The organism is Paracoccus sp. pheM1 (assembly GCF_018499825.1).
Classification (GTDB): Bacteria; Pseudomonadota; Alphaproteobacteria; order Rhodobacterales; family Rhodobacteraceae; genus Paracoccus; species Paracoccus versutus.
Genome location: NZ_JAGXCX010000002.1, coordinates 852,484 through 872,918, shown reverse-complemented (window position 1 = coordinate 872,918; position 20,435 = coordinate 852,484). Strand labels below are relative to the sequence as shown.

At 64.6% G+C, this 20,435-nt stretch carries 21 protein-coding genes and 3 pseudogenes; 17 read left to right on the top strand and 7 right to left on the bottom strand.

Going from position 1 to position 20,435, the window contains the following annotated elements; translation table 11 throughout:
* Nucleotides 1-10: 10 nt before the first annotated feature.
* Nucleotides 11-1,477, top strand: coding sequence for an aldehyde dehydrogenase (aldA, locus tag KF941_RS18435; protein WP_214274156.1), 1,467 nt, complete (start codon nucleotides 11-13; stop codon nucleotides 1,475-1,477).
* A 451-nt stretch (nucleotides 1,478-1,928) separates the two neighbouring features.
* Here aldA and KF941_RS28120 read toward each other — a convergent pair.
* Nucleotides 1,929-2,213 (bottom strand): annotated as a pseudogene (locus KF941_RS28120) (hypothetical protein); the annotation flags it as partial.
* Between the two features lie 125 nt (nucleotides 2,214-2,338).
* Nucleotides 2,339-2,554: pseudogene (locus KF941_RS18425) on the bottom strand (IS3 family transposase); the annotation flags it as partial.
* 431 nt (nucleotides 2,555-2,985) lie between these two features.
* On the opposite strand from KF941_RS18425, the pseudogene KF941_RS18420 reads away from it, so the two are divergent.
* Both KF941_RS18420 and kynA read left to right on the top strand, forming a co-directional pair.
* Nucleotides 2,986-3,627 (top strand): annotated as a pseudogene (locus tag KF941_RS18420) (kynureninase); the annotation flags it as partial.
* Nucleotides 3,628-3,864: 237 nt separating this feature from the next.
* Nucleotides 3,865-4,695, top strand: coding sequence for a tryptophan 2,3-dioxygenase (kynA, locus tag KF941_RS18415; protein WP_214274153.1), 831 nt, complete (start codon nucleotides 3,865-3,867; stop codon nucleotides 4,693-4,695).
* A gap of 43 nt (nucleotides 4,696-4,738) precedes the next feature.
* Here kynA and KF941_RS28115 read toward each other — a convergent pair whose 3' ends face one another.
* Nucleotides 4,739-5,200 carry an AraC family transcriptional regulator gene (locus tag KF941_RS28115; RefSeq protein ID WP_240540485.1) on the bottom strand — a complete coding sequence of 154 codons (462 nt, stop codon included), beginning with the start codon at nucleotides 5,198-5,200 and terminating at the stop codon, nucleotides 4,739-4,741.
* Between the two features lie 20 nt (nucleotides 5,201-5,220).
* Nucleotides 5,221-5,736, bottom strand: coding sequence for a hypothetical protein (locus KF941_RS28110; RefSeq protein WP_240540484.1), 516 nt, complete (start codon nucleotides 5,734-5,736; stop codon nucleotides 5,221-5,223).
* Between the two features lie 181 nt (nucleotides 5,737-5,917).
* On the opposite strand from KF941_RS28110, the gene KF941_RS28105 reads away from it, so the two are divergent.
* The gene (locus KF941_RS28105) at nucleotides 5,918-6,436 is read left to right on the top strand and encodes a hypothetical protein (RefSeq protein ID WP_240540483.1); all 519 of its coding nucleotides are present in this window, start codon (nucleotides 5,918-5,920) and stop codon (nucleotides 6,434-6,436) included.
* Here KF941_RS28105 and KF941_RS18405 read toward each other — a convergent pair.
* Nucleotides 6,411-7,268 carry an aldehyde dehydrogenase family protein gene (locus KF941_RS18405; protein WP_276315876.1) on the bottom strand — a complete coding sequence of 286 codons (858 nt, stop codon included), beginning with the start codon at nucleotides 7,266-7,268 and terminating at the stop codon, nucleotides 6,411-6,413. The genes KF941_RS28105 and KF941_RS18405 overlap by 26 nt on opposite strands.
* Nucleotides 7,243-7,554, bottom strand: a complete 312-nt coding sequence (locus KF941_RS18400; protein WP_214274642.1) for a hypothetical protein — start codon at nucleotides 7,552-7,554, stop codon at nucleotides 7,243-7,245. The genes KF941_RS18405 and KF941_RS18400 overlap by 26 nt, the downstream gene beginning before the upstream one ends.
* 163 nt (nucleotides 7,555-7,717) lie before the next feature.
* Between KF941_RS18400 and KF941_RS18395 the strand changes: the two genes are divergently transcribed.
* The 5 genes from KF941_RS18395 to KF941_RS18380 are packed head-to-tail and all read left to right on the top strand — an operon-like array spanning nucleotide 7,718 to nucleotide 11,009.
* A complete protein-coding gene (locus KF941_RS18395) occupies nucleotides 7,718-8,770 on the top strand; it encodes a UbiD family decarboxylase domain-containing protein (protein WP_276315875.1) in 1,053 nt (350 codons plus the stop codon).
* 22 nt (nucleotides 8,771-8,792) lie between these two features.
* Nucleotides 8,793-9,293, top strand: coding sequence for an FAD-dependent oxidoreductase (locus tag KF941_RS28100; protein ID WP_240540482.1), 501 nt, complete (start codon nucleotides 8,793-8,795; stop codon nucleotides 9,291-9,293).
* Nucleotides 9,197-10,132 carry an FAD-dependent oxidoreductase gene (locus KF941_RS18390; RefSeq protein ID WP_240540554.1) on the top strand — a complete coding sequence of 312 codons (936 nt, stop codon included), beginning with the start codon at nucleotides 9,197-9,199 and terminating at the stop codon, nucleotides 10,130-10,132. Before KF941_RS28100 ends, KF941_RS18390 begins: the two co-directional genes overlap by 97 nt.
* Before the next feature lie 22 nt (nucleotides 10,133-10,154).
* A complete protein-coding gene (locus KF941_RS18385; protein ID WP_214274148.1) occupies nucleotides 10,155-10,514 on the top strand; it encodes a Rid family hydrolase in 360 nt (119 codons plus the stop codon).
* A gap of 54 nt (nucleotides 10,515-10,568) precedes the next feature.
* Nucleotides 10,569-11,009 carry a UbiX family flavin prenyltransferase gene (locus tag KF941_RS18380; RefSeq protein ID WP_346429021.1) on the top strand — a complete coding sequence of 147 codons (441 nt, stop codon included), beginning with the start codon at nucleotides 10,569-10,571 and terminating at the stop codon, nucleotides 11,007-11,009.
* Between the two features lie 151 nt (nucleotides 11,010-11,160).
* Here the strand turns inward: KF941_RS18380 and KF941_RS18375 are convergent, their stop codons facing one another.
* A complete protein-coding gene (locus tag KF941_RS18375; RefSeq protein ID WP_214274147.1) occupies nucleotides 11,161-11,658 on the bottom strand; it encodes a TIGR02444 family protein in 498 nt (165 codons plus the stop codon).
* Nucleotides 11,659-12,346: 688 nt separating this feature from the next.
* Here KF941_RS18375 and KF941_RS18370 point away from each other — a divergent pair.
* From KF941_RS18370 to KF941_RS18335, 8 genes are all read left to right on the top strand, one after another.
* Nucleotides 12,347-13,489: a transporter substrate-binding domain-containing protein gene (locus tag KF941_RS18370; protein WP_072463417.1), complete on the top strand. Its 1,143-nt coding sequence runs from the start codon at nucleotides 12,347-12,349 to the stop codon at nucleotides 13,487-13,489.
* Between the two features lie 26 nt (nucleotides 13,490-13,515).
* Nucleotides 13,516-14,094, top strand: a complete 579-nt coding sequence (locus KF941_RS18365) for an ANTAR domain-containing protein (RefSeq protein WP_062564128.1) — start codon at nucleotides 13,516-13,518, stop codon at nucleotides 14,092-14,094.
* 242 nt (nucleotides 14,095-14,336) lie between these two features.
* On the top strand, nucleotides 14,337-15,185 hold the full coding sequence (locus KF941_RS18360; protein WP_214274145.1) for a nitrilase family protein: 849 nt from the start codon (nucleotides 14,337-14,339) through the stop codon (nucleotides 15,183-15,185).
* Nucleotides 15,186-15,209: 24 nt separating this feature from the next.
* Nucleotides 15,210-16,367: a substrate-binding protein gene (locus tag KF941_RS18355; RefSeq protein WP_062564120.1), complete on the top strand. Its 1,158-nt coding sequence runs from the start codon at nucleotides 15,210-15,212 to the stop codon at nucleotides 16,365-16,367.
* A gap of 52 nt (nucleotides 16,368-16,419) precedes the next feature.
* Entirely contained in the window at nucleotides 16,420-17,256 is an 837-nt protein-coding gene (locus tag KF941_RS18350) for a branched-chain amino acid ABC transporter permease (protein ID WP_036752926.1), read from the top strand.
* On the top strand, nucleotides 17,249-19,042 hold the full coding sequence (locus KF941_RS18345) for a branched-chain amino acid ABC transporter ATP-binding protein/permease (protein ID WP_214274144.1): 1,794 nt from the start codon (nucleotides 17,249-17,251) through the stop codon (nucleotides 19,040-19,042). Before KF941_RS18350 ends, KF941_RS18345 begins: the two co-directional genes overlap by 8 nt.
* Nucleotides 19,039-19,746, top strand: a complete 708-nt coding sequence (locus KF941_RS18340) for an ABC transporter ATP-binding protein (RefSeq protein ID WP_062564121.1) — start codon at nucleotides 19,039-19,041, stop codon at nucleotides 19,744-19,746. Before KF941_RS18345 ends, KF941_RS18340 begins: the two co-directional genes overlap by 4 nt.
* A 4-nt stretch (nucleotides 19,747-19,750) precedes the next feature.
* A complete protein-coding gene (locus KF941_RS18335; protein WP_214274143.1) occupies nucleotides 19,751-20,434 on the top strand; it encodes an urease subunit beta in 684 nt (227 codons plus the stop codon).
* The last annotated feature ends 1 nt before the right edge of the window (nucleotide 20,435 follow it).

Below are 20,435 nucleotides of genomic sequence, written 5' to 3'. Positions count from 1 at the left end.
GGAACCCGATATGACCCGCATTCCCGCCAAGGCTTTCCAGGGTGAGCCGCAGGACTACCGCAACTATATCGACGGCGCGTTCGTGGAGAGCGGCACCGGAGTAATCGAGGTGCTGAACCCCGCCAACGGCAGGCTTCTGGGCCGAATCCCCGACACGGGGCCGGACCAGGTCGATGCTGCCGTGAAGGCCGCCCGCCATGCGCAGGCCGGCTGGGAAAGGCTGCCCGCCATCGAGCGCGCGGGGTATCTGCGCCAGGTCTCGGCCAAGCTGCGCGAGCATCGCCTGGAGTTGGCCGACGTCATCGTCAAGGAGCAGGGCAAAGTGCGCGGCCTGGCCCAGGTCGAGGTCGATTTCACCGCCGATTACATCGACTACATGGCCGAATGGGCCCGCCGGATCGAGGGCGAGGTGCTGACCAGCGATCGCCCGAATGAAACCATGTTGCTGTTGCGCAAGCCCATCGGCGTGGTCGCGGGCATACTGCCGTGGAACTTCCCGTTCTTCCTGATCGCCCGCAAGATGGCGCCGGCACTGGTGACCGGCAATACCATCGTCATCAAACCCAGCGAGGAAACTCCTCTGAACGCTTATCTATTCGCCGAGCTGCTGGCGGAAACGGACTTGCCGAAGGGGGTTTTCAACCTGATCGGCGGCCGTGGCGCGACAACCGGCGAGGCATTGGTGACCCATCCCGGCATCGACCTGATCACCTTTACCGGCAGCGTCGGCACGGGTGCGCATATCATGCAGGCAGCAGGCCGAAACCTGACCAAGGTCAACCTGGAACTGGGCGGCAAGGCTCCGGCCATCGTGCTGAAGGACGCCGATCTCGACCTGGCCGCGCAGGCGATTCATGCCTCGCGCGTGATCAACACCGGGCAAGTCTGCAATTGTGCCGAGCGGGTCTATGTCGAACGGTCCGTCCACGATGCGCTGGTCGAGAAGCTCGCGGCCTTGTTTCAGGAAACGCGCTATGGCGATCCTTCGGTCACGGATGATCTGGACATGGGTCCTCTGATCAATCGGGCCGGTCTGGACAAGGTGGCGGGCGCCGTCGACCGGGCATGCGAGCAGGGGGCGACCGTGGTAACAGGCGGCAAGCTCGCCGACCTGCCCGAGGGGTTCCATTACGAGCCGACGTTGATTACCGGGGTGAATGCCGAAATGGACATCATGCGCCGCGAGACCTTTGGTCCGGTTCTGCCGGTTCAACCGGTCGACAGTCTCGACGAAGCCATCGCATTGGCCAATGACAGCGAATATGGCCTGACCTCGTCCATCTATACCCGCGATCTGAATGCCGCGATGAAAGCGGCGCGCGAGTTGAAGTTTGGCGAGACTTATATCAATCGTGAGAATTTCGAGGCAATGCAGGGCTTCCACGCCGGCCGTCGGAAATCCGGCATCGGCGGGGCGGACGGCAAGCATGGATTGTATGAGTTTACCGTGACCCATACCGTCTATATCAAAGGATAAGCCGGCTCGCTTGCTGCCGTGGCCGAGACGCTCGCCGATGTGCCGGATGTTCATCCGAATATCGGCGGGCAACTGCAGTCATGATATCGTGCGCTTCGCCAAGGCGCTATGCACCCCCATCGGTGGGGTGGACGTAGCGTCCGGCGAGAAATGCGGGGAGGTTTATGCGGAGCTAAGCGGCGAGTTGATCGGCATCCTCGGTGTTGCGATGGAACAGGGGAGAACAGATCTTATGACAGCAGGTGCTGCCAGCCCCCGCAGCCAACACACAACCGAACCCATCCAGCCCGGGGACTATGTGCGGGCCTCGAGGTTACGGCATGGCTTCGGGGAGCAATCGCGTGGGTATTGTCGCCGACTGTCCATGCGACACCGGCGGGCTCCCGCTTTCGCAGTTCAGCAAGGACGCGAGTCCGTCCGCTTCCTGCGCTGTCCGGGGCTCTGCCCAATAGTCGCGGGTGGCGGCGAAGACATAGAGCAGGATGAAGCCAAGGATCGGCAGCACGTCCATCAACCCGGTCAGCCGGCTCGCATGGGTGTGGAACAGCCGCGATCCGACGCCGATCACGAACAGCACCGCCGCCAGCGCCCGACCCATCGCCATCTCTGGCCCGCGCAGCCGCGGCCAGAGAACAAGGGCGGCGATCAGGAAGGCGAGGTTCGTCATCGCGTTGATCGGCTCGGACCAGTCGTCCGGGCCGGTCCGTTCGCAATAAGCCTCCACAGGGCAAGCCAGGTCATCGGAATCCTTCTGGACACAGGTCAGGATCCAGCTGTGCGGGGCGCAGCGCCCAACTGTCCGGCCGAAATGGAGGCCAGTTCACCCTAAAACGGCCCGTGCTTGCCAGAGGCTGACTTGCTTTATTGCGCGGCCAAGGGTTCAATTTCCAGCGCGGCGTAGAAGTTGGCCTCGGCTTCGGCGGGCGGGATGTTCCCGATCGGCTCCAGCAGAAGGCGGTTGTTGAACCAGTCAACCCATTCGAGCGTGGCGTATTCCGCCGCTTCGAAGCCGCGCCATGGTTCGCGCCAATGGATGACCTCGGCCTTGAACAGGCCGTTGATCGTCTCGGCCAGGGCCGCGAGCGGTGCACGCGGCGAGTCGAGGTCCATGCCGGAACTGACAGTCGGATCAACCACCCACGCGGTTACGAACGAGAAGATCCCGGAGAGACCCTCGACATGGACGAACTGTCCGGATTTGCATCGGTCGGCACGCTCAACCTGCAAGCGTCGGCCGAAAAGTGCGCGCCAGCAGCAATGTCCCGTGACAATCTGCCCGACATGGGCAGAATAAACGGGAGATGCCGTCCAAGCCGTGTTCGAGCCGTATCGGCGGGCTGCCCAAAATCTGAAAAGATCCGGCGACATTCATTAAAAGAACCAGCGCGGGGCGTGTCCGCGATGTTGCGGTGCCACGCGGTTTCTTCGTAGGATCGACCCGGAACGAGGGACAGCGCGGGCTGATCAGGGGGCGTCACGCATCGACCCATGCAGCAGGATAGCGACTCATGACCACCGATTTTTCCCTCACACGGGCGATGTTCGACCTGCCCGAAGGGGTGATCTATCTGGACGGCAACTCTTTGGGGCCGCTGCCGCTTGCGGTGAAGGAACGGATGGGCCGCGTCGTCGGCGAGGAATGGGGCGGAATGCTGATCCGGGGTTGGAACGAGGCCGGCTGGATGGAGCAGTCCCGTCGCGTGGGCGACCGCATCGCCGGGCTGATTGGGGCTGAACCCGGCAGCGTGGTGATGGGCGACACGCTGTGGATCAAGGTCTATCAGGCGCTGGCTTCGGCCTTCGAGATGGACCCCTGCCGCCGCGTGGTTCTCTCGGACAACGGCAACTTCCCCTCTGACCTCTATATCGCGCAGGGGCTGGTCAGGACGCTGGGCCAGGGCTACGAGCTGCGCATCGCCGATCCCGAGGCCGTACTGGACGCCCTCGGTGAAACCGTCGCCGCGATCCTGATCACCGAGGTCGATTGCCGCACCGGGCGGCGCCACGACATGAAGGCGCTGACGGCGCGCGCGCATGAAAAGGGCGCGCTGGCGATCTGGAACCTGTCCCATTCGGCGGGCGCACTGCCGCTTCACGTCGCGGCCGAAGGCGCAGATTTCGCCGTCGGCTTCACGCCGCTGTATCTGAGCCATGACGATGTCACCCGCGCGGTCGATATCCTGGCGCGGATCATGGAGGAACGCCGCTGGGACCGGCCCGAATTCGAGGCGCGGGCGCGGGTGACATGATCCGCGCGCGCATCCTTCCCTGCGTCTGCCGCCCCTCGGGGTGGATCGCGCTGTGGCGGCGGATCGGGCAATGTGCCATTCTGGACCAGCGAGTCACTTTTCCCTGAGCATCCATTTCAGCGAAAAGAGAGAGCGAACATGAGTTACGATCCTTCCAGGGACGGCGCGCAGATGGATTTCCGCCAGCGCATGTCCTATGGCGACTATCTGCAAATCGACCAGATCCTGACCGCGCAGAAGCCGCTTTCGACCGCCCATGACGAGATGCTGTTCATCATCCAGCACCAGACCTCCGAATTGTGGATGAAACTGGCGCTGTATGAGGTGAACGGCGCGCGGGACATGATCGCCGCCGACCGCACGCCCGAGGCGCTGAAGATGCTGTCGCGCGTCTCGCGCATCTTCGAGCAGTTGAACAACGCATGGGACGTACTGCGCACCATGACCCCCTCGGAATATACCGAGTTCCGCGACGATCTGGGGCAGTCCTCGGGCTTCCAGTCGTGGCAATACCGGCTGATCGAATATGCTGTCGGCAACCGCAACCTCGCGATGCTGAAACCGCATGAACATCGACCGGACTTGCTGGAAAAGCTTAAGGCCGAACTGGCCCGCCCCTCGCTTTATGACGAGGTGCTGCGGCGTCTGGCGCGTGCCGGGCTACCGATCCCCGAAGAGGTTCTAAACCGGGACCTGCGGCAGGCATGGACATTCAACGAAGGTGTCATGGCGGTCTGGGCTGCCATCTATCGCAATCCGTCAAAATACTGGGAAGCCTATGAAGTCGCCGAAAAATTGGTCGATTTCGAGGATTACTTCCGCCGCTGGCGCTTCAACCACGTCACTACGGTCGAGCGCGTGATCGGCTTCAAGCGCGGCACCGGGGGCACGTCGGGAATCTCTTATCTCAAGCGGATGCTGGAGGTGGAACTGTTTCCCGAACTGTGGCGCGTGCGCACCGAGCTGTGAACCCGGCCCCCGGCCTGCTTTCGCGCCGGGGCCAGCCCCTATCTCAAGCCTGCGTATCGGCGCCGATGCCGGAAGGCGCGGCCAGCTTGCGCACCTCTTTGGGGGGCAGGCCGAAATGGGTCTTGAAGGCGGTGGTGAAGCTGGCCTGGTGGTCGTAGCCCACCATATGCGCGATGGGGGCGATGGGGATGTCGGGATCGGCCAGCATCTTGGTCGAGTTGGTGCCAAGCTCGCCCGCCAGGTCGGCGATGGTTAGCCGCCCGCCGGCATCGTCGGACAGGATCTCTTGCGCGCGGGCGAACATGGCCAGTCCGCGCTCGGTGAAGGCGATCCCGCTGTTGCTGTCCACGAGATCGGCCTCCAGCGCCGCCGTGGTCAGCGACAGCAGTTCGAAGATGCGCGCCACCACCATCATCAGGTCGCGCCGGCTGTTGAATTCCAGCGCGAAGACGTCGCGCAGGGCGGTGACGATCTTGACCGTCGTCGCGGCCTCGACCAGTGCCATCGCGCTCGCCGCCGGGCGCATCAGCCGCTCGGCCCGGCTGCCGGGCTGCCGGGCTGCGCGCCGAAGCCGAAGCTGTCGGCCAACAGTTCGGGCCGGACATAGAGGCTGATCATGCGGAAGCGCCCCGGCAGGCAGCAGACGTCGTAGCTGACCCCCGGCGCCTGGTGGCAGGCCATGATGGTCGAGGCGGTCAGGCTGGGTTCCTCGGGGCGGGGCATGGCCAGTTCGACCGGGCCTTCCAGCAGGAAATGGAACTCGACCAGCCCTTCCGAGGGGACCTTCTCGAAGCGGGTCGAGACATAATCGCAATCGGTGACGATCATGTAGATCTCGTCGCTGATCGAGATCAGCTTCCAGCAGCCGGTGCCCTCGTCGGGGGGCAGATCGACACGGGTGAAGGCGATGTTCCAGCGACTGTCGATCCGGCGCAGATGGTTGCCGGGGCTTTGGGCGATGATCTCGAAGGCCGTGCGTATCGTGCTGCCCGGCCCGACAAGGGCGGCGCGGAACAGCCCCTTGGTATCGGGATGAATCACGATGCTGATCCCCGGAGGGCGGGATGACATGGCGGGGGGTCTCTAGACTGGCGGTGCTTCCAGGCCGCCAGTCTAGGGGATGGGCCGATGGCTGGCGAGTGCGGCCAGAAGCGCCCCTTTCCGTTACACCGCCGCGCCGCGCAACGATGGCCTTCTTGCACAGGAAGCGCAGGAAGCCGCCATGGCCGTAACGGCTGCCGCCAAGGCCCGACGAGCCGAAGGCGGTCTTTTCGGCACGCGCGCCGACGCCGCCCATCGTGTCGAAATCGTTGATCCACATGCCGCCGGCATTGATGCGCTGGCCGACCGCGATGGCGGCATCCTCGTCGCCGATGATCGCCGCCGGCAGGCCGAATTCGGTGTCGTTGGCCAGTTGCACGGCCTCGTCCACGGTATCGAAGCTCATGATCGGCACGATGGGGCCGAAGGTCTCGTCGTGCATCACCGCCATGTCCTGCGTGACGTCGGCCAGCACGGTCGGTTCGCACCACAACCCGCTTTCGTGGTCGATGATGCGGCCCCCGGTCGGGATGCGCGCGCCCTTGGCGACGGCGTTGTCAAGCTGGGCGCGCGGGATCTCGGCCTGGCGGGCGAAGATCACCGGGCCAAGTCTCCCTGCTTGATGTCCTGCATGCTCATGCCAAGCGCCTGCATCCGCGCGACCGTGCGTTTGGTCACCTGGTCGAGGATGCCGTGGTAGCCTCGCTCGATCGCGCAGCAAAGCCGGCCCGAGTTTTCCGTCGCGCCGCGGGTGATGATTTCCGCCGCCATGTCGGGATCGGCGCTGTCCAGCACAACCACCGGGTCGCTGCCGCCCAGTTCCAGGAAGGCGGTCTTGAACTGGCTGGCGGCGCGGGCCTGCACCTTACCTTGCGCCCGGTGGGGGCCGAGCCGGTGAAGACCAGCGTGTCGGTCAGGTCCACGAGCCAGCCGCCGGTCTCGGCCCCGCCCTCGAACACGTCCAGCACGTCGCGCAGGTGTTCGACCTCGGCGATGGCCTTGCGGAAGGGGGCGATGAAGCGCGGCGTCCCCTCGCTGGGCTTGATCGCGACGGCGGAGCCCGCCAGCAGCGCGCAGATCGCGTCGATCATCGCCAGGATCAGCGGATAGTTCCAGGGCGAGATGATGCCGACCAGCTGATAGGGCACATATTGCTGCTGGAAGCGTAGGGCCGGGTCCGAGGAGTTGCCGGTCGCCTCGGCCATTGCCTCGGCGGCGGTGGCGCAACGCATGCGGGTGATGCCCTTCAGCCCCTCGATTTCGTTCACGGACCATTCATGCCGCCCGGTATCGGCGCAAAGCGGGTCCAGGATCGGCTGGTAATGGCGGTCCACCGCGTCGCACAGCGCCTCCATCGCGCGGATGCGGCCGTCAAGGCCGATCTCCAGCCATTTGGCCTGTCCGGCGTGCAGGGCTTCGGTGCGGGTGGTCAGGGCGGGCGGGTCCAGCGGCGTGATCTGGTAATCCATCTTGCCGCTGCGGGGATTGCGGAGTCGATGCTGTGGGTCATGGGAACTCCGGGGTCTCGTCAAGGCTGGTTTTGCCTGAACATGCCCGGGGCGGAGCTTTCGGGGAATGGCCCGGCGGCGCTTGGGGCGGATATCCAAAGGAAAAGGCCGGGCGGGCAAAATCGCCGCGCTGTATCCCGGCCCGGCGGCCGGGTTTACTGGCCGCAACCCTGTAACCCGCGAGGCCCATATGCAGAATGTCCTTCGTGATCTCGAATCCCGTGGCGAGTTGGCACGCGTCTCGCGGCAGGTCGATCCGCGCCACCAGTTCGCCGCCGTGACCCCCGCCGTGCAGCGCGCGGGCGAACATGCGGTGCTGTTCCAGGACGTGGCGGGGTTGGCGATGCCAGTGGTCTCGAACCTCTACGGCAACCATGGCCGGCTATGCCGGATGATCGGCGCCGGCGGCCACCTTCTGCAAGCGCTGGATCGAACTGACCGATGCCCGCCTTGCCGCGCGCGACACCGATGTGATGGTCCCGGCCACGGCCGAACAGGCCGGCGGCTTCGTCTCCGGCCAGCTGTCGGACCTGCCGGCGGTGACCTATCACGGTCGCGATGCCGGGCCTCACTTCACCTCGGCGATCTGCCTGGCGAAGGAGCCCGACAGCGGCGTGCCGAACCTGTCCTTTCGCCGCTCGATGCAGGTCAGCGATACCGAGTTGCGGGTGCGTCTTGGCGGCACCCACGACCTGACGCGCTATCAGAAGAAGGCCGAGGAACGCGGCGAGGCGCTGGAGGCCGCGCTGCTGCTGTGCTGCCCGCCGGAAATCTTCCTGTCGGCCTGCGCCTCCTTGCCCTATGAGGCGTCCGAACTGGTGATGGCGGCGCAGATCAAGGGCGAGAAGATCCCCATGCGGCGCTGCGAGACCATCGACCTCGAAGTGCCCGCCAGCGCCGATATCGTGGACGAGGGCCGCTGCCTGCCCCATATCAAGCGCCCCGAGGGACCCTTCGGCGAGTTCATGGGCAATTACGTCGAGGTCGGTGACAATCACGTCCTTGAGATCACCCATGTCAGCTATCGCCCCGATGCGGTGCTGCATGGGTTGGTCTGCGGCAGCCCCGAGGACCTGCGCCAGCTGGAGGCCGTGACCGCCGCCCGCGTCTATCGCCATGTCGCGGCGCAGGTGCCCGGCGTCATCGACGTGTGCTGCTGCCCGAACAGGATGATTTCCATCGTGAAGATCAGGAAGGCCTATGAGGGCCATGTCCAGCATGTGTTCCTGTCGGCGCTGGAATCCTATCTGGACTACAACAAGGTGGTGATCGTGGTCGATGAGAACGTGCACATCTACGATCTGGACGACGTGATGTGGGTTTACCTGACGCTCGGGCGGGCGGATACGCGGGCGATGATCCTGAACGATATTCCGGGCTTCTACCGCGATCCGAAGAAGGACCATTGGGGCAGGCTCTGCATCGACGCGACGATGCCCTGGAGGCGCGAGGCGGAGTTCGCCCGCAAGTCCATCCCCGGTCAGGACGATATCAACCTGGCCGACTGGTTGACCCAGGAGGGCTGAAACCCAGAAAAGGAGGCGATCGATGCCCCAGCAGCTTTCAGTTATCGTGGTGGGCGCCGGGATTGCCGGACTGATCGCCGCCTGGCACCTGCGCCGTGCGGGATGGGAAGCTACGGTGATCGAGGCCTCGGATCGGCCGGGCGGCCGCGTCGGCGCGCGCGAGACGCGGGGCATCCGCTACAATACCGGGGCGCGGCTTCTCTATGTCTTCAGCAAGGATTTCAACCGCCTGCTGGATATCGGGCTGACCCCGGATCTGGTGCCGGTCCGCCACCTTGCCGCCGAATGCCACGGGCCGGACGAGGCATGGACGGTCGAGTTGATGCCCGGCCCGCGCTCGCTGAGGACGCCGGGGCTGACGATGGGGGACCGGCTACGCTTCATGGCTGCGGGACCCGGATGCCGGCAGCGCGCTTCGCCACCAATCTGGACGACGCGACCTCGGCCCCCGCAGCGGATGGCGAGACGCTGGCTGCCCATGTCACCCGCCACCTCAGCCGCGGCGTGCTGGAGCGGATGGTGAACCCAGTCTTTCGCGGCACGCGGAGTTGGGATGCCGGCGCCACTTCGGCCGCCTTCTTCGCCACCACCAAGCCCCATATGATCGGGCGCAGCACGGTGCATGTGCTGAAGGGCGGCATGAACAGCCTGGCTGCGGCGCTTTCGCGCGACCTGGTGCTGATGCTGAACACCCGCGCCCTACGGATCGAGGCCCCGGCCAGCGGCCCGTGCCGGGTGGAGGTTGAGCGGGACGGCCAGGGCGAGACACTGGAAGCCGACCGGGTCGTCTGCGCGGTCGAGGATGGGCATGTGAATGCGCCGGTTTCCGGTCTCGCCCCTGAGGACCGTGATTTCATGGCGAGGGTGCGCGACAACCTGCCGGGGATGGTGCATGTCCGTCTGAACCGGCAGGTAGCGGCCCGGATGGATTTCTTCACGGATCGGGCAGGCGGCGCCATTGCCACCTACCAGAAAATCCCCGGCAACGAGGCGCAGGGCAGCCATCCGCAGCTTTACGCGCAGCTGATACCCAAGGCCAACCGCCGCGCCCGCGACGAAGGCATGACGGACCGCATCCACGAGATCGTGGCGAAGGATCTTCGTGGGTCGCCCGCATGCTGCCCGAGTTCTATCCCGGCTGCGCGGCCGAGGTCCGCCGCTTCCTGGATCGTCAGGCAGCGAGCCGAGGGCGGCTGCATTTCTGCTGCGACTATCTGGCGCAGGCGCTGGTCACCGGGGCGGCAGCCAGCGGCAAGGCAGCGGCCGGGTGGCTTGTGGCGCAGGGTGCATAGACCATCGTCGAAACCCTTGCGTCCGATCGCGCAAGGATTGCCCAGTGGCGTGCCCCGCGCCCGTGGATAGCTTTCGGGCAGAATATGTCATCATGCCCGGATCGGGCATCAGAAACGGCGCCCCTTCCGAGGATTTCGCAGGCTATGCCAAGGCGGTAATCGACGGGATGACGATCCATGTCTCAGGGACGCTGGGCCAGGGTGAGGACGGGCAACCGCCCGATGACGCAGGCCAGAAGGCCCGCAACGCGCTGGCCAGCATCGACAAGGCGCTGAAACAGGCCGAATCGGGACTAACCGATGCCGTGGCCTGCCGGGTCTATATCACCGATGCCGCCTGGCTGGGCAAGGTGTTCCGCGACATACGCCCGACCAACACGATGCTGATCTGCCAGATCCCCACCCAGGGCGCCAAGGTTGAGATCGAGATCACCGCCTCGCGCGCGGGCTGAGGCGGTGGCCGTCCCCAAGCGTCTGGTTGTCGGCATTTCGGGTGCCTCAGCGTAATCTACGGTATTCGCCTGCTGGAGATCCTGCAAGGCAGCGGGATCGAGACGCATCTGGTCATGACCCGCGCCGCCGAGATCACGCTGGCGCATGAGACCCGCCGCAAGCTGGCCGAGGTCCATGCGTCGGCCGATCACGTCCATTCCGCGACCGACATTGCCGCCCCGGTGTCCAGTGGGTCGTTTCGCACCATGGGGATGGTGGTCGCGCCGTGTTCCATTCGCTCGATGGCGGAAATCGCAGGGGGCGTGACCTCGGGGCTGCTCAGCCGGGCGGCGGATGTCGTGTTGAAGGAACGCCGCCGCCTTTTGCTGATGGTCCGCGAGACGCCGCTGCATACCGGCCATCTGCGGACCATGACCGCCTTGTCCGAGATGGGCCGATCATCGTCCCGCCGGTCCCGGCCTTCTACGCCCGGCCCCGAACGCTGGAGGGCATGATCGACCACACGCTTGGCAGGGTGCTGGACCTGTTCGATATCGAGACCGAAGGCCTGGTCAGGCGCTGGAAGGAATAGCTTTTCGCATAGCCTGTCAATGGCAGGCCACTGAGACACACCCCTGAGCGAACCGGCCCGCACCGGAAAGCCAGTCAGGCAGTCGCGGCCCGATGCAGTAGGGCGATATCCGCGTCCGGGAGCGCGGCGGTCCCGGCGAGGATGCGCAATCCCTGCGCGAAATCGCCGCCCCCTGCCGGAATCCGTGCGGCGAACCATTCCGCGATCATCCCGGCTTGCACTTTTTCCGCCGCCAGTTCGACCTGCTTCAGCCGGCCGCGGAGGGCTTCGCGTTCGGCTTCCGGCAGATGGGCGACGGGCTCGCGCAGATCGACCCGCAGCGCCCGCAGCGGCAGGACGGTGCGGCCGCGCCACTCGGCCATATGGTCGCGCAGGGCGTCCAGTTCGGTCGCGGTCAGCGGCGCGTCCTGCCGGGCAAGGGCATGGCAATGCGCGATCAGTAGCATCACATCCGTCCCGCCCTCGGCCTGCCGGCGCAGACACAGCGGCGCGATGCCAGGTTGCGCGTAGAAGGCCAGCGCGGAGGACCAGAGGTCCGGCCTTCCGGTTTTCTTGGTTTTCCTGTCGTCCATGCCTGTTCAGCCTTCATGGTATTGGCCACATTCTGGCTCGGAACGGAGACTGCGATGACCCTTCCTCTCAACGACCGGCTTGCGGTCCTGTGCGTCGATAAGGCTGTTGTCCGGCATCGTTTTTCCCGGCTGGGCGCGGGAATGCGCCATGCCCATCATGATGGGGCGGATCGGCGTGCACGTCAGCGGCAGGGGGGATATTGTGGACAGAGGCGCGCCCCATGCGAATCTTGGGGATAACCCGCACGGCCAAACAAGGAGGGGCTCCGGGTTGAGGCGATGAGCAAGGTTCACAAAAGGAGAAAATCTGCACACCTCCCTCCTGGAAAGCCGTTGGACCGTTGGACTAGGCTGAGCAACGCAGGGCCGTGCAGGTGAGAGCTGCAGCAGCAACCCGCCGGTCCAATGGTCAACAGGTTCGACGGACCAAGCCCATGGTCGACTTATAAGCCCAAGAGGTTGCAGGTAGGTCGCAAGCGGTGAAGGGCCGTTCACAATCGGCATTGATGCGTCAAGATTGCGTGTGATGGGAGCTCGATCCGATTACGGGCGGAGTCTATACGGCAACGATGACGAGGGCTTTTAACCATTTCGCAGCTGCCGTATCAACGTCGCAAGAACTTCTTGCGGATGGCTTCGCCCGGATCGAACCCAATTCGTTCGGAGGCGATCAGGCAGGGATGATGCGATGAACGACTCTTGGCGGATCGGTTTGCTCTTCTCTCGAAGTGGCCCGACCGGACTGCCCGAAAGCGAACATGCATTGGGCGTTCGACTGGCCGTGAACGAACTCAACCGCGATGGAGGGATCCTCGGCCGCTTGGTCGAGATTGCGGAACATGATCCCGCAGGTGATCCCAATGCCTTCAGGCAGCATGCCGAAAGGATGATGACAGCCGAGGGCATCTCGGTCATCTTCGGCTGCCACACCTCGGATACGCGCAAGATCGTCTCGCGCTCGGTCGAGCGCCGCAACGGATTGTTGTGGTATCCGGCAAGCTATGAGGGCTTCGAATATTCGCCGAACATTCTCTATACAGGCCCCGTTGCCAATCAATGCATCTTTCCTCTGGCCGACTACCTGGTCGCCGAGCATGGCGGAAAGGGTTTCCTGGTCGGATGCGACTATATTTTCCCGCGTGAAACCAATCGCGTCATGCGGGATCTGATCGAGGCGCGGCGGGGACAGGTCGTCGGGGAAAGCTATCTGCCGACAGTGGCCTCGCGCAATGAGATCCAGAAGGTTCTGATCGAGATCCGCAGACTTCAACCGGAATTCGTCTTTTCGACCCTGGTGGGCGAAACCGGCCAGGAATTCGCGCGGCTGTATCAGGATGCCGGGCTGGATCTTGGCGGAACACGCCCGATTGGCGGTATTTCCCTGACCGAGTGCGAGCTTGCGCGCATCGGAGCCGAGCGAGCCGAGGGGATCGTCACGGCCTCGTCCTATTTCTCTTCTCTGAAGAGCGATCAGAATGACCGTTTCCTGGCGAGTCTGCGCAAGAGTTTTGGCGATGATCGTCCTGTCAGCGGCTGGGCGGCTGCCTCATACAGCCAGGCGCGGATGTTTGGTCATGCGCTGGAACTGACCCAATCGATCGACACGGATCACTTGCTTCAGGTTCTGCACGGGATGGCGTTTGACGCACCGGATGGGCCCGTATTGATCGACCCGGACAACAACCATGCCTGGATGACGCCGAGGATCGGGCGGGCCAATGCAAATGGCGCGTTCGATATCGTCTGGTCGGCAAGTGAGCTTGTCCGGCCGGATCCCTATCTTGCCAATTCTCCGGTTGCCCCGGTTCGGACCGATGAAGGTGTTGCGTGAGCCGGGGCGGAAACCATGTGGTCGAGATGCTGCGCGACCTGCGGGTGGCTGTCATTCACGCACCCGATCAGGATCGCGATGCCCTGGTCGGCCAGTTGCGCCGCATCGGCTGTCAGGTTCTGCCGGTCTGGCCCCTGCCCGACATGCCGCCGCGGGGGGTGGACCTGATCTTTCTCAGCCTGGATCATCGCTTTCAGCCCACGAAAAGCTGGGCCGTGGATGAAGATGCCCCCGCTGTCATCGCGATCCTGGAATACGAGAACCCGGTGATCCTGAAAGCCCTTGTGGACACCGGCGTCCATGGCGTGCTGGTCAAGCCCCTGCGGCCCGCGGGCGTCCTGTCCACGCTGACGCTGGGGCGCTGGCTTCATGGATACCATCGGCGGCTGGAGGCAAAGGTCCGCAAGCTGGAAGAGACCATAAAGGCGCAACGCGACATATCGAAGGCCGCCCGTATTCTTGCGGAGGTGAAAGGCGTGCCGGAATCGGATGCATTCGAAACCATTCGCGCGCAAGCGACGCGGCGGCGTATCTCGATGGCCGATGTCGCTGCAAGCATCATCAATGCGCAGGATGTGCTGAAAGACATGTCAAAGGATATCTAGCCTGCTCGCATTCGCGGCAGTTTCCGTCTCGGGCAGGATTATCCGAAGCACCAAATTGACTTTGAGCCGCATGGGGGCGTGATTTGGATCACGGCGCCCGGCAGGCCGCCTTCTCGACATATCTGGCTGGCAAGCCTCTGTTCCATTGCGCACCCCACCGGGGGCGATGGCAGAGGCTTTTTGCGTATTGGATGCCGCTGGGCGGCAGTGGAAGAATGGCTGCAAAACACGAAGAAAAGCTCATGATCGCCTGCCTGCAATTCGAGCCGCGCTTTGGCGAGGTCGCGGACAACCGGGCGCGCAGTATCGCGATGATCGAGCAGGCCGCGGATGCGGGGGCAAGGATCGTGATCCTGCCCGAGCTGGTGATCTCGGGCTATATGTTTCAAAGCAGGGCCGAGGCCTTTGCCCTTGCCGAACCGATCCCCGACGGTCCCAGCACGATCGCCTGGGCCGAGGTCGCCGCCCGCAGAAAGCTGTTCCTGGTGGCAGGAATTGCCGAGCGCGAGGGGGATCGGCTCTATAACAGCGCGGTCGTCATTGGGCCGGACGGGGTGCTGGGGGTCTATCGCAAGCTGCATCTCTGGGCGGACGAGAACCTCTGGTTCGAGGCGGGCAATCTGGGCCTGCCGGTTTTCTCTACTCCCCATGGCCGCATCGGCGTGGCGATCTGCTATGACGGATGGTTCCCCGAGGTGTTCCGGCTGGCCGCCGTCGAAGGAGCGGATCTGGTCTGCGTGCCGACCAACTGGGTGCCGATTCCGGGGCAGGCCGAGGGCCGGGGGCCCATGGCCAACATCCTTCACATGGCCGCCGCGCACAGCAACTCCATGGTGATCGCCTGTGCCGACCGGGTCGGGACCGAACGTGGTCAGCCCTTTGTCGGCCACAGCCTGATCGTCGGCCATACCGGCTGGCCCGTCGCGGGTCCGGCCAGCGGTGACAGCGAGGAAATCGTTCTGGCCGAGGTCGACCTTTCGGCCGCGCGGCGCGCGCGCAACTGGAACAGCTTCAACCACCCGCTCCGCGACAGGCGAACGGACATCTATGCCGAACGACTGGGAGCAAAGCCATCGGACCGGCGCCCGTAATGCGCTGCAACAGGGGAAAACGACATGAAAATCCGTGAACTTCTTCTTGGACTCGGGATGGGCCTTGCCTGTGCCGTTTCCGCACAGGCCGAGGAAACCATCAGGATCGGTATTCCGGTCGGGCTCAGCGGCGCGAACAGCGTTGTCGCGCCATCGGTGGTGCAGGCGTCGGAACTGGCCGTGGACCAGATCAACGCGAAGGGCGGCGTGCTTGGACGTCGGCTGGAACTGGTGATCGCGGATGACGGTTCGGGTGCGCAGGGTGCGCAACGCGCCTATGACAGCCTGGTCTTCCAGCAGAAGGTCGATGCCATCGTCGCAATGGAGACCAGCGCCGCGCGCAATGCCGGCCTGCCCATCGTGAACCGCGGCAAGGTCCCTCTCATCTATACCTCGTTCTACGAGGGCCGGTCCTGCTCGCCCTGGATGCATATCAACGCGTGGGTTCCCGAACAGCAGGTCGCCCCCATCGTCGATCAGTTCATGGACGAGATGGGCGCCAAAAAGTTCTTCCTGATCGGCAGCGACTACGCCTTTGGCCGGGGGATGCTGGAATTCACCCGCGAATATGTCGAATCCAAGGGCGGCACGGTCGTCGGAGAGGAATATCTGCCGATGGACGGCTCGGACTGGACGGCCATCATCTCGCAGATGCGGTCCGCCAGTCCCGATGCGCTGATCACCTCGACCGCGGGCGGTGCGCCCAATGTCACCCTGACCAAGCAGCTTCGCGCCACCGGCGTGGACATTCCCTATGGCAACTACGCCATCGACGAAGGCACCGCCGCCACGATGGGGACGGATGCCGAGGGCATCTATATCGCTGCCTCCTACATCACCGGCATCGATTCCGCCGCGAACAAGGCGTTCCTGGAGGCACTGAACGCCAAGTTCGGAGCCAAGGCCGAAACTCCGAGCGAATTGTCCGTCCCGCAATATGAAGGCATCCTCGCCTATGCCGCCGCGGTCGAGAAAGCCGGCTCGACCGATGCCGAAAAGGTGGTCGAAGCGTTGGGCGAAGTGACCGTGGACGGCCCGCGCGGCTCGATCACCATGAACAAGCAGCGCCACTCGCCGCTGACCATGTATCTGGGTCGTGTCGCGGCCGACGGATCGGTCGAGGTGATCAAGTCCTTCCCCGACGTGGATCCGGGCGAGCAGTGCCCGCAGCTCGCCGGTTGACCCCTGAATGATGCGGGGCGTGCCCCGCATCCCTTTCCGACAAGAGCGCAAGATGGCTATTCTCGTCCTCGACATACTGACGACCGCCGCGATCCTGTTTGCGGTATCGGCTGGCCTGCTGATCATCCTCGGGGTGATGAAGCTGATCAACTTCGCCCATGGCGCCTTTCTGACCGTTGGCGGATACATGGCCTATCTCAACGGTGCTGCCGGTCTTTCGCCGTGGCTTTCGATCCCCCTGGCCGCTGGCGTCGGCTTTCTCGGCGGGCTGGTGATCGAGCGCGTGATCGTGCGCCCGCTCTATGATCGTCCTCTGGACGCGATCCTTGCCACCTGGGGACTTGGCATCGTGATTGGGCAACTGATCACGCTGGGCTTCGGCCGCGGCGTGCAGTTTGCACCGAACCCGATCAGCGGCACGACGGAACTGTTCGGCGTGGACTATTCGGCTTATCGCCTTGCGGTCGCGGTCATCGCCGTGCTTCTGGTCGTGGCATTGAGCGCGCTGCTGAAGTTGACCCGCTTCGGCCTGAACGCCCGCGCGGTCATCATGAACGAAAGACTGGCGCGCGGGCTTGGCATCGACAGCACCCGCGTGCGTGCGCTGACCTTTGGGCTGGGCGCAGCCCTTGCCTGCGCCGCCGGCGCGCTGATCACGCCGCTGATATCGGTCGATCCAAACATGGGGCTGCCCTGGCTGGTCAACAGCTTCATGCTGGTGATGGTCGCGGGCGTATCCTTTCCCAGTCTCCTCGTCGCCTCGCTGATCCTGGGCGGGGCGCAGGTCGTCGTCAGCACTTATGCGAACCCGATTCTGGGCGGCATGACCATCGTGGTCGCAGCCGCGCTGGTTCTGCGCATCAGTCCCAAAGGATTCAGTCGTGCGTGACATTTCCGCCGCCATCACAACCCGGTTCCGCGTGGCGGCGACCGGCTGCATCATCGGCCTGCTGGTCGTGGCCGTCGCGCCCTGGCTGCTGGACACCTACCTGACCAATATCCTCATCCGAACGCTGTTTCTGGCCACGGTCGTCATGACTGTGGACATTCTCTGGGGTTCGGTCGGAATCCTGACCTTCGGCCAGTCCGCCTTCTTCGGCATCGGGGCCTATGCCTGCGGATTGATCTTTACCCATTACGGCTTCGGTCCGGGCTGGGCGCTGGCCGGACTTGCCCTGGGGATCGGCGTTGGGGCGGTCGTCGCCGCCGCGACCGGCTGGCTGGCCTTCTTTCACGGTTCGTCGCCGCTTTACGCCTCGATCATCACGCTGGCCTTGCCGATCGTCCTGACGCAGGTGATCTTTTCTGGCGGCAACTTTACCGGCTCTTCCAGCGGATTGTCGGGCTTTCCCACCTATTATTGGGATCTGAGGATCTGGTTCTGGACCGCGGGGACATTCCTTGTGCTGACGACCACCGCCGCCTGGCTGTTGGTCCGCAGCGACTTTGGACGCGTGATGGTCGCCATCCGCGAGAACGAGGAACGCTGTGCCTATCTTGGTATCCCGGTGTCGCGCATAAAGATCATGCTGATGATCGCTTCGGCGGTGATCGCCTCGGCTGCGGGCTTCGGCTATGCCGCGTTCTCGAACGTCGTTGCGCCCGAACTGGCAAGTTTCCAGCTTGGGACCGAATTCCTGATCTGGACGGCACTGGGCGGGCGCGGAACGCTGCTGGGTCCGATATTCGCGGCGCTTGGCATCGACACCATGTCTTCGTGGCTGTCGGGAACGATGCCCTTTCTGTGGAAGCTGCTGATCGGCGTCGTCTTCGTGGCGGTCATCGTCCTTTTGCCGCGTGGCTTCGCGCCTCTTGTCGGCGGCCTGTTTCGCCGGATCCTGCCGGTCCGCACGGCCGGCGCGCCGGCCCGTGTCCTTGTCCCCGACACGCGCAGCCGCCTGGGGCAGGGGGCGGACGACCAGAAACCTCCGCTGAGGATCGAGCATCTGTCGCGCCGCTATGGCAGCCTCAGCGTGCTGACTGACGTGACCATGACCGGACGGGCCAGTCACCTGCTGGGCATCATCGGGCCGAACGGGGCGGGCAAGACGACGCTGATGCGCTGCATCAGCGACGGCAGCGAACGTAGCGGCGGAAAGGTCGAGATCAACGGTGCCGAGATCGGACGCGGCGCGCCGCAGGACATCGTGGCGTTGGGCGTCGGCCGCAGCTTTCAGAACACCAATCTTTTCGACACGCTGACCGTCGCCGATTGCCTGCTGCTTGCCCGCTACCGGATCGACGGCGCCCGGCTGTTTCGCAGCAGCGTCGGCATCGCCCTGCCGGAACCCGCGCTGGACATCCTGCGCGCCACCGGGCTGGATCAGCGGCTGGCGGATGAGACGGGCAACCTGTCCCACGGCATGAAGCGCGGGCTGGAGCTTGCGATGGTGCTGGCGACCGAGCCGTCGGTGCTTTTGCTGGACGAGCCGACCGCCGGGCTGACCAGGCCCGAGCGCATGGTGATCGGCAAGGTGCTGGGCCGCCTGACGCGCGACTACGGCCTGTGCATCGTCCTGATCGAACATGACCTGGATTTCGTGCGCGAGATCAGCGACCGCGTGGTCGTGCTGCATCAGGGCTCGATCCTGATGGAGGGCACCGTGGACGAGGTCGTTTCCTCGGAGCTGGTCAGGTCCGTCTATGCCGGGCATCATGTGGAGGCCGTGCAATGAGCACGCCCCTTCTGACTGTCGATGCGCTGACCAGCGGCTACGGTTCCGCAGCGGTGTTGCACGATGTTTCCTTGCAGGTGGACAGGGCCCGGATCGTGGCGATCCTCGGCAAGAACGGCATGGGCAAATCGACGCTGCTGAAAACCATCATGGGTTTCGTGCGTCCCATCAGCGGCCGCATCACCCTTGACGGCAGGGACGTGACCGGTGCCGCACCGAACTTCATGGCTCGTGCCGGGATGGCGCACGCACCGCAGGAACATACGCTGTTCCAGGATCTGACGGTCGGGGACAACCTGCGCCTAGGGGTGGCGACGGATCGGCTGTTCCGGCAATGCCTGCCCGAGGTCGAGGCGGTCTTTCCGCGGATGATCGAACGGCTGGGCCAGCGTGCGGGCACCCTGTCGGGCGGCGAACAGAAGATGCTGCTGATGTCGCGGGCGCTGATTGCCCGGCCGAAAATCATGCTGGTCGATGAGATCAGCGAGGGTTTGCAGCCCACGATGGTCGACCGCATCGCCCAGGCGCTGCTTCGCGCCCGCGACGAGCTGGGCATCGCCGTCCTGCTGGTCGAGCAGCATCTGGATTTCGCGCTGTCGGTTGCCGATCGGGTGGCGATGATGAAGCTGGGCGAGATCGTCGAGGAGGGCACGCGGCAGGAACTTGCCGCCAGTGACGGGCTTGCCGCCCATCTTGCGGTGTGACGCCATGCGCCTGACCCCGCGTGAGACCGACCGGCTGCTTTTGTTCCAGGCGGCCCAGCTTGCCCGCCTGCGCCGAGCGAACGGCCTGTCCCTGACCGAACCCGAGGCGCGCGCCCTGATCGCGGATACGATCTGCGAAGGCGCGCGTGCGGGGGGCACGGTCGCGGATATGGTTGCGCTCGGCTCCTCGGCCCTGACCGAGGACGACGTGATGCCCGGCGTGGCCGAGATGGTCCCGGTCGTCATGGTCGAGGCCCTGTTTCCCGACGGCCAGAAGCTTGTCTGCGTGCATGACCCCATCGCGCCGGGCAAGCGGTCCTCGGATGCCCTGCCGCCGCGCTGGCGAACGGGGACCGAGCCGGTAGAGGTCAATAGCGGCCGCGCCACCCTGCGGCTGCGCGTGGTCAGCACCGCCGACCGGCCGATCCAGATCGGGTCGCATTATCACTTTTTCGAAGTCAATCCCGCGCTGCATTTCGACCGGCAGGCGGCCTATGGCTTTCGGCTGGACATCCCCTCGGCGACGACGCTGCGCTTCGAGCCCGGCGACAGCCGCGACGTGGATCTGGTGGCCATCGGCGGCGCGCGCATCGTGCATGGGCTTGCGGGGTTGGTCGATGGTCCGCTGGACGATCCCGGCATCCGCAGCGCCGCCATGGCGCGTCTCGCCACGTTTCTGGAGGGCTGAG